This window comes from Aquibium sp. A9E412 (genome assembly GCF_030398335.1).
Lineage (GTDB): Bacteria > Pseudomonadota > Alphaproteobacteria > Rhizobiales > Rhizobiaceae > A9E412.
On record NZ_JAOAOP010000042.1, the window covers coordinates 25,240 to 31,358 of the forward strand.

The 6,119-nt window shown below is 71.8% G+C and carries 7 protein-coding genes and 1 pseudogene; 6 read left to right on the plus strand and 2 right to left on the minus strand.

Translation table 11 applies throughout. The annotated features are described in order from the left end of the window. Nucleotides 1–55 precede the first annotated feature (55 nt). Together N1F89_RS14380 and N1F89_RS14385 are read right to left on the minus strand one after the other, a co-directional pair. The gene (locus tag N1F89_RS14380; protein ID WP_290084864.1) at nucleotides 56–262 is read right to left on the minus strand and encodes a DUF1737 domain-containing protein; all 207 of its coding nucleotides are present in this window, start codon (nucleotides 260–262) and stop codon (nucleotides 56–58) included. Beyond that, a complete protein-coding gene (locus tag N1F89_RS14385) occupies nucleotides 259–1,146 on the minus strand; it encodes a CoA ester lyase (protein ID WP_290084865.1) in 888 nt (295 codons plus the stop codon). The genes N1F89_RS14380 and N1F89_RS14385 overlap by 4 nt, the downstream gene beginning before the upstream one ends. A 153-nt stretch (nucleotides 1,147–1,299) precedes the next feature. On the opposite strand from N1F89_RS14385, the gene N1F89_RS14390 reads away from it, so the two are divergent. The 6 genes and pseudogenes from N1F89_RS14390 to N1F89_RS14415 all read left to right on the plus strand — a co-directional run. After that, nucleotides 1,300–2,469 carry an FAD-binding oxidoreductase gene (locus tag N1F89_RS14390; RefSeq protein WP_290084866.1) on the plus strand — a complete coding sequence of 390 codons (1,170 nt, stop codon included), beginning with the start codon at nucleotides 1,300–1,302 and terminating at the stop codon, nucleotides 2,467–2,469. Between the two features lie 238 nt (nucleotides 2,470–2,707). Beyond that, nucleotides 2,708–3,181 (plus strand): glyoxalase superfamily protein, encoded by a 474-nt coding sequence (locus tag N1F89_RS14395; RefSeq protein WP_290084867.1) that lies wholly within the window; start codon nucleotides 2,708–2,710, stop codon nucleotides 3,179–3,181. 131 nt (nucleotides 3,182–3,312) lie between these two features. Next, nucleotides 3,313–3,918: a 3-isopropylmalate dehydratase small subunit gene (gene leuD, locus N1F89_RS14400; protein WP_290084868.1), complete on the plus strand. Its 606-nt coding sequence runs from the start codon at nucleotides 3,313–3,315 to the stop codon at nucleotides 3,916–3,918. A gap of 11 nt (nucleotides 3,919–3,929) precedes the next feature. Continuing rightward, complete coding sequence (locus N1F89_RS14405; RefSeq protein ID WP_290084869.1) at nucleotides 3,930–4,313, plus strand: RidA family protein; 384 nt, start codon at nucleotides 3,930–3,932, stop codon at nucleotides 4,311–4,313. A gap of 146 nt (nucleotides 4,314–4,459) precedes the next feature. Beyond that, on the plus strand, nucleotides 4,460–5,566 hold the full coding sequence (gene leuB, locus N1F89_RS14410; protein WP_290084870.1) for a 3-isopropylmalate dehydrogenase: 1,107 nt from the start codon (nucleotides 4,460–4,462) through the stop codon (nucleotides 5,564–5,566). 56 nt (nucleotides 5,567–5,622) lie between these two features. Then, nucleotides 5,623–6,119: pseudogene (locus N1F89_RS14415) on the plus strand (hypothetical protein); the annotation flags it as partial.

Here is a 6,119-nt window from a genome sequence, read left to right on the forward strand (position 1 = left end):
GGCAGGCGGCGGACTTCGCCGGCCGGCCGGGCCTGTCCGCCCGGGTCCGTCGCGCCTACTGTTCCGACAGCGTGATGTCGGGCGTGTAGTCGGCGCCCTCGACCTCCTTGCAGACCGCCTGGCCGCAGCGCATCGTGCGGCTTTGCGGATCCCAGGCGTAGGTCGGGCCGCCATGCAGCTGCCAGCCGCGGTTGAGCGCCGCCGTCACCTTGTGGCAGAAGCCGGCATCGTCGGGCCCGGTCAGGAAACGGTAGAGCTTCACGAGCCCGCCTCCGCGATGCGCGCCGCCTTGGCCAGCAGCCGCTCGGCCTGCTCCAGATGCAGCCGCTCCACCATGCGGCCCTCCAGCACCACCACGCCGCGGCCGGCATTGTGCGGTCCGGCGAACGCCTCGACCACCGCGCGCGCCTCGGCGAGCGCGGACTGCGACGGCGCGAAGGCGGCATTGGCCGGGGCGATCTGCGCGGGATGGATCAGCGTCTTGCCGTCGAAGCCCATGGCGCGGCCGGCGGCGCATTCGGCGGCAAACGCCGCCGTGTCGCGGAAATCGTTGGACACGCCGTCGAGCGCGTCGAGCCCGCCGGCCCGCGCGGCGAGCACGATCTGCATCAGCCAGGGCACCAGATGACGCCGGTCCGGGCCCGGCTCGATGCCGGTGTCCTTCACCAGATCGTTCGTTCCGGCAACGAGACAATCCAGCCTGGAATGGGGCTCGCGCGCATGCTCGGCGAGGTCGTCGAGGCGCAGCACGGCGCGCGGCGTCTCGACCATCGCCCACAGGCGCAGGCCGGCCGGCGCGTCCGTCTCGTCGAGCGCCTCGGCGGCGTCGGCGATGTCGCGCGCCGATTCGACCTTGGGCAGCAGGATCGCGTCCGGCCGCATGCCGCGCGCGGCGAGCAGGTCTTCCGTGCCCCACGCGCTCGACAGCGCGTTGATGCGCACCACCGTCTCGCAGCCCGGCCGCGCTTCGGCGAAGAGGTCGCGCAGCCGCTCGCGCGCCGCCGCCTTGTCGTCGGGCGCGACCGCATCCTCCAGATCGAGGATGACGGCATCGCAGTCGAGGCGGGCGAGCTTGGCGAGCGCGCGATCGTTGCTCGCCGGGACGTAGAGGACGGAGCGGCGCGGGCGGAAGGGACGGGCGGTCATGGCCCTTTCATGGCGCAGCCGCCGCGTGCGTGCAAGCCCGGCTGCGCCGGCGCCGCGGCGACCGCGAAACGGGCTTGCGGCGACCCGGCGAAGCTGGTTCGCTGGCCGCCGAACGCGACAAGCGGCACTGCGGCAGGGAGCGGCGGCCAGGCCATGCGCCATCACGACATCGTCATCATCGGCGGCGGCATCGTCGGCAGCGCCGTCGCCTGGTCGCTGCGGCGCGAGGGCTTCGTCGGCACGATCGCGCTGATCGAGCCGGACCCGGGTTTCGCCCGCGCCGCCACGACCCTGTCCTGCGCCTCGATCCGGCAGCAGTTCTCCGCGCCCGAGAACATCCGCCTGTCGCAGCACACCCTGCGGCTGTTCCGCGAGCTGAAGACGGTGTTCGGCGCCGAGGCCGACATCGCCTTCCGCGAGAAGGGCTATCTGGTGCTGGCGAGCGCGGCGGGACACGCGCGGCTCGTCGCCAACCACCGCACGCAGCGCGCCGCCGGTGCCGACATCGTGCTCGAGGACGCCGCCGCGCTCAGCGTCCGCTTTCCCTGGCTCGCCACCGACGGGATCGCCGCCGGCGCCTATGGCCGCACCGGCGAAGGCTGGTTCGACGCGCATGCGCTGCTGATGCTGTACCGCAAGGCGCTCAAGGGGATGACGGTTGATTTCGTTACCGAAACGGTTACCGGCATCGCCCGGGCCGGCGACCGTATCGAGGCGGTGACGCTGGGCGACGGCAGCAGGCTCGGCGCCGGCCTGGTGGTGAACGCCGCCGGCGCCTCGGCCGGCCGGGTGGCGGCGCTCGCCGGCCTCGCCCTGCCGGTCGAGCCGCGCAAGCGCTCGGTCTTCGTGTTCGAGGCGCGGCAGCGCTTCGACGACATGCCGCTGACGGTCGACCCGTCGGGCGTCTATGTGCGGCCCGAAGGCAGCGTCTTCATCGCCGGCGGCGCGGAGCAGGCGGCCTCGGAGGGGCCGGCCGACACGGCCGATTTCGAGCCCGACTGGCCGCTGTTCGAGGCGGTGGTGTGGCCGACGCTCGCCGCGCGCGTGCCGGCCTTCGAGGCGGTGCGGCCGGCGGGCGGCTGGGCCGGCCACTACGAGTACAACACGTTCGACCAGAACGCCGTGGTGGGGCCGCACCCCGAGGTGGGCAACTTCCTGTTCGCCAACGGCTTTTCCGGCCATGGCCTGCAGCAGGCGCCGGCCGTCGGCCAGGCGCTGGCCGAGCTCGTCGTGCACGGCGCCTATCGCAGCGTCGACTGCTCCGCCTTCGGCTACGGGCGCATCGCCGAGAACCGGCCGTTCCGCGAGCTCAACGTGATCTGACCGCGGCCGCCGGGCAGCCCGCGCCTCGCCCCGCCCGGCCGGCCATCGACTGGGCCATTGACCGGCCGCCGGCGAATGCCTATCTGAGCGGCCCGGCCCGGGAGGCGCCGGCCGCCCGCAGGCCCCGCGCCATGGTGAAGCTTCCCGACGACGACGCGTTTCCCCTGTCCATGCGACGGCCGAAACGGCAATGCGGGCGCCCGTGACACGACGCCGTTCGCCCAGCAGGAGCGAAACGATGACCCGCACCACCACCACACCGGTCCATCCCACACCGGTTCCTTCCGATCCCAAGGCGCAGGCGCGCCGGCTGCGCAGCGCGCTCGCCGAGGACGGCATCACGCTCGGCCATTCCCGCGCGCTCGAGCTCGTCGCCCGGCTCAACGGGGCGCGCGACTGGAACACCCTCGCCGCCGCCGGCAACGACCGGAGCGCGGCGCCGGCGCGGCCGCAGGCGCCGTTCGGCGTCGGTGACGCGGTGACCGGCCGCTTCAACGGCAAGCCCGCGCGCGGACGGGTGATCGGCCTGGCCGAGACCATCAAGCCCGACCTGTGGCGCGCGACGATCGCCTTCGACCCGCCGGTCGACGTCGTCACCTCCGAGCTGTTCTCCTCGGAGCGGCGGCGGATCACCATGGTGGTCGGCGCCGACGGCCGCTCGCGACGGCTGACCGGCACCGAGACCGGCGTGATGGCGCTCGCCCGCGCGTGAGCGCGTTTCCGGGCGACGCGGACAACGGAAGCAGCGACGAAGGGCGGCCGGACGGGCCGCCCTTTGCGTCGCGGCGCGCGCTTGTGTAAAGCTTCGCGCCCACGTCTTCACAGCGACAGGCATCCCCGACCATGGACAAGTTCACCACGCTCACCGGCGTCGCGGCTCCGCTGCCGATCGTCAATGTCGACACCGACATGATCATCCCCAAGGACTATCTCAAGACGATCAAGCGCACCGGTCTCGGCACCGGCCTGTTCTCCGACATGCGCTATCTGGAGGACGGCTCGGAGAACCCCGATTTCGTGCTGAACAAGCCGGCCTACCGGAACGCCAGGATCCTGGTGGCGGGCGACAATTTCGGCTGCGGCTCGTCGCGCGAGCACGCCCCCTGGGCGCTGCTCGACTTCGGCATCCGCTGCGTCATCTCGACCAGCTTCGCCGACATCTTCTACAACAACTGCTTCAAGAACGGCATCCTGCCGATCCGGGTCAGCCCGCAGGAGCTGGAAAAGCTGATGGATGACGCCGAGCGCGGCGCCAACGCCACGCTGACGGTCGATCTCGAACGCCAGGAGATCACCGGGCCGGACGGCGGCACGATCCGCTTCGACATCGATCCCTTCCGCCGTCACTGCCTGCTCAACGGGCTCGACGACATCGCCCTGACGCTGGAAAAGACCGCCGCCATCGACGGCTTCGAGAAGAAGCTCGCCGAGACGCGGCCCTGGGCGTGAGGAGTTAGACGATGCGCAGACACATCTCCACCGGCTCGCCGCTCGAGAAGACGGTCGGCTATTCGCGCGCCGTGGTCGACGGCGACTGGTGCTTCGTGGCCGGCACCACCGGCTACGACTTCAAGACCATGACGATGCCCGACAGCGTCGAGGAGCAGACGCATGCCTGCCTGGCCAACATCGAGCGCGTGCTCGAGGAGGCCGGCTTCAAGCGGCACGACATCGTGCGCGTGCAGTACTTCGTCACCCACCGCGACTATGTCGAGCCGGTGTTTCCGATCCTCGGCGCCTTCTTCGGCGAGGTGATGCCGGCGGCCACCATGGTGCTGTGCGAGCTGGCCAAGCCGGAGATGAAGATCGAGATCGAGGTGACCGCGCTGCGCCGCGACCGCTGAGCGGCAGAACCCAAAGGCCGTCGCGCGGATGCGCGGCGGCCGCCGTCCGCCCGGCGTCGCCCGCCCGGCGAAAGCGCATTTCCCTTTCCGCTGCGATCGTCTAGCAAGGCGCCGACGGTTGTCCACGCACGAGAGGTCCGACACCCATGCCCACCCGCAAGCTCCTTCTCCTGCCCGGCGACGGGATCGGCCCCGAGGCGATGGCCGAGGTGCGCAAGCTGATCGCGGCGATGAACGCCGATCTTAGCGCCGGCTTCGAGATCGAGGAGGGGCTGGTCGGCGGCGCCGCCTACGACGCGCACGGCCAGTCGATCTCCGAGGACGACATGGCCAGGGCGCTGGCCGCCGACGCGGTGCTGTTCGGCGCGGTCGGCGGGCCGAAGTGGGACGGCGTGGCCTACGAGGTCAGGCCGGAGGCGGGGCTTCTGCGGCTGCGCAAGGAGCTGGCGCTGTTCGCCAATCTGCGGCCGGCGATCTGCTATCCGGCGCTCGCCGATTCCTCCTCGCTCAAGCGCGCGGTGATCGAGGGCCTCGACATCCTGATCGTGCGCGAGCTCACCGGCGGCGTCTATTTCGGCGAGCCGAAGGAGATCGTCGATCTCGGCAACGGCCAGAAGCGGGCGATCGACACCCAGGTCTACGATACCTACGAGATCGAGCGCATCGCCGGGGTCGCCTTCGAGCTGGCGCGCACGCGCGGCAACAAGGTGTGCTCGATGGAAAAGCACAACGTGATGAAGTCGGGCGTGTTCTGGAAGGAGGTCGTCACGGCCACCCACCAGGCGCACTATGCCGATGTCGAGCTCACCCACATGCTGGCCGATGCCGGCGGCATGCAGCTCGTGCGCTGGCCCAAGCAGTTCGACGTCATCGTCACCGACAACCTGTTCGGCGACATGCTGTCGGACGTCGCGGCGATGCTCACCGGCTCGCTCGGCATGCTGCCGTCCGCCTCGCTCGGTGCGCCCGACGCGCGCAGCGGCACGCGCAAGGCGCTCTACGAGCCGGTGCACGGCTCGGCCCCCGACATCGCCGGCCAGGGCGCGGCCAACCCGATCGCCATGATCGCCTCCTTCGCCATGTGCCTGCGCTACTCCTTCGACATGGTGGCGGAGGCCGACCGGCTGGAGGCGGCGATCGCCGGCGTGCTCGACGACGGGCTGCGCACGCGCGACATCGCCGCGGGCGGCGAGGCGGTCGGCACGGCGGCGATGGGCGACGCGGTGCTGGCCAGGTTCCGCGCGCTCGGCTGAGCGTGGCGGTGGCGCGGCGCCCGGCGCGGCCGCGCCGAAGGCGGAGCCGAAGGCCGATGCGAAAGGATGCCCGCGACAGGGTTCCCGCACCGACGCCCGGCCCGGCCGGCGCGCTGCAGCGCCGTGCCCGGCTGTTCGTCGCCAATGTGCGCTCGACGGCGGCCTTCGTGCGCCGGCGCCACCAGGCGCGCGGCGCCGCCCGCGCCTATCGCGCGGCCTGGCGGCGCTTCGCCTTCATCGGCGCCACGTTCACGCTCTACGCGCTGCTCTTCCTCGACCCGATCTTCGGGGCCCAGGGCGTCGACTACGAGCGCACGGTGGTGCGCTACGCCGTCGCGCTGACCGACATCGGCCAGTCGGGCTGGTATCTGGTGCCGCTCGGCCTGTTCCTGATCTTCGCCGGGCTGGTCGACTGGCGGGACTACGCGCCGCGCGCCCGGCTGCTGTTGTTCAACCGGGTCGGCGCGGCGTGGTTCGCCTTTCTGACGATCGGCGGCTCGGGGCTGGCCGCCGCGCTGCTCAAGCAGACGATCGGCCGCGCGCGGCCGCGCCA